Below are 1,997 nucleotides of genomic sequence, written 5' to 3'. Positions count from 1 at the left end.
GTTAAGTAAAGAACAACAGAAACAGTTGGCCGATACCATCGTGAATAAAACACCTGCAGAAGTCGGTTTCGAAGCAAAATACACTTGGACGCTCCAATTAATTGCCGACTGGATTCAACAAGAGTTTCAGCAGTCTTTTACTCCCAAGGGTGTTTCTAAGATGTTACACAGGCTTGGATTCAGCTACACTAAGGCAACGTATACTTTGGCAAAAGCTGATCCGGACGAACAAGGAGTTCAAAGAAGTCACTTTTCCAGCGTTGAAAAAGGAACTGGAGAACGGTCTCATTGACGACAGTTTTATGTGATTTTTATCCAATATACAACGCAGACTTTGCAGATGAAAAGTCTGCGTTGTAGCTTGGAAAGAGGCGGCTTTTCACTCCACATTCGGGAGGGTGCCTGTTACCTCCCGAACAATTCATTTAAACTTGAAATCTTGCTTTCCGGACTTTCCTTTTTGTTCCAAAATCTGTATCTTTCTTTCCAAATCAGCATTTTTTCTTTTCAATTCCCTGTTTGTTCATTCCAAAATTGGACGTTTGCTTGTTGAAACTGCTCCCTTGACCTGCATTACCTGCTATTCATCTCCGTCACGATTTCTTTATATTTCTTTTCCGTCAAGCGGTAGAAAAAGCCGAAGACAACAATCGTTAAAATGGAGAGTGCTGCCGGATAGATAAACATAAGCGCTTTGATACCAAAAATGGCGCTTGCGGACTGGACGGCATTCGGTACATATCCGGAAATGCTCAGCACAAACCCGGGAATAAACCCGGCGACAGCCTGCGACAATTTGCGAAAGAATGTAAAAAAGGAGTAGACAATACCTTCCGTCCGCTTTCCGGTTTTCCATTCTCCGTATTCCACGCAGTCGGAAATCAATGCCCAGTTCAGGCTGTTGACAAAAGCGTTTCCGAAAAAGGCGAGGCAGGCAAATACAATAAACAGAACGGCATTATGGGCAAAAAACAAAGCAAGCAGATCGGCAACCGCCCAAATGGCACAACCGATCATATACGTGTACTTCTTCCCGATTTTTCGTTGAACAAAAGGAGCGAGGGCAATCCCGAAAAATGCGCAGCCCATACTGAAAAATCCCATATAGGAAACGATCGTGACATTGTGCAATACATACTGGCAGTAATACACCTGGACAGCCAGTTTCACGTTGTAAGCTGAAATAGTAAATAAATTGACCAGACTGACAATGAAAAGGGGTCCGTTTTTGACAAGCGCCTTGTAGCTGTCTTTTATCGTGTGGCTTGTTTTTTTCGGTTCCAGTTCGACATGGCGCTCTTTTATATGCTTATAAGAATAGATTTGCAGCAATATACCGACTATTGCAAAAATAGCAGCCGCCGCCGGATATCCGATTTTCGGATTGTCAAACAGGAGGACGACCGGCATAAAACCAACTGTCGTAATGAGCAATCCAAGATTAGCGCCGGCTTGCCTGAAAGCGGACAATTCAGCCCGTTCATTGGCATTTTTCGTCATTGCCGGAGCCATTGAACCGTATGGTATGCTGGAAATGCTGTAGATGGTGCCGAAAGCCATGTATGTAGCAAAGGCCCAAATCACTTTTCCATTTAATGAAAAATCCGGAGAAAGAAAATTCGTAATCGTCATCAGCGCCAGCGGAACTGCGGTATACAGAATGAAGGGACGGAACTTCCCTTTTGGCCCAATTTTTTTCCGGTGGTCTACAACCGTGCCAATGGTAAAATCCGAAAAAGCGTCCCAAATTTTTGTCACTAAAAATACCATTCCTGCAATGGAAGCCGGAAGCCCGAGCGTATCCGTGTAAAACTTGAGCAAATAGATTTGCCCGAGGTCAAACAGAAAATTATACCCGATGTCCCCTGCACCGTATGCGATTTTTTCCTTTCGGTGCAATTCTCCCGTTTGCGTGACCGGGTTTTGAATACCGGCGTGATCCTCCTCCAACCGGCTGGCATAATGGTCCATGTAAAAACCTCCTCGTATAATAAGTT

General features: G+C 44.2%; 2 protein-coding genes. One reads left to right on the top strand and one right to left on the bottom strand.

The window, feature by feature from the left end; genetic code table 11:
- A partial coding sequence (locus P9687_RS17100; protein WP_328228819.1) for a helix-turn-helix domain-containing protein occupies positions 1 to 292 on the top strand: 292 nt, incomplete at its 5' end.
- Between the two features lie 281 nt (positions 293 to 573).
- On the opposite strand, the gene P9687_RS17095 is transcribed toward P9687_RS17100, so the two are convergent.
- Positions 574 to 1,971, bottom strand: coding sequence for an MFS transporter (locus P9687_RS17095; protein WP_168985987.1), 1,398 nt, complete (start codon positions 1,969 to 1,971; stop codon positions 574 to 576).
- Between the last annotated feature and the right edge of the window lie 26 nt (positions 1,972 to 1,997).

Origin of the sequence: Weizmannia sp. CD-2023, assembly GCF_036225245.1 — a bacterium.
Lineage (GTDB): Bacteria > Bacillota > Bacilli > Bacillales > Bacillaceae_C > Weizmannia > Weizmannia faecalis.
The sequence above is the reverse complement of the archived record's forward strand: the minus strand, read 5'-3'. Positions and strand labels throughout refer to the sequence as shown.

What these genes read in the sequence shown, in the direction of transcription:
- P9687_RS17095 (WP_168985987.1), bottom strand. Translation starts at nt 1,971, where the DNA reads ATGGACCATTATGCCAGCCGGTTGGAGGAGGATCACGCCGGTATTCAA.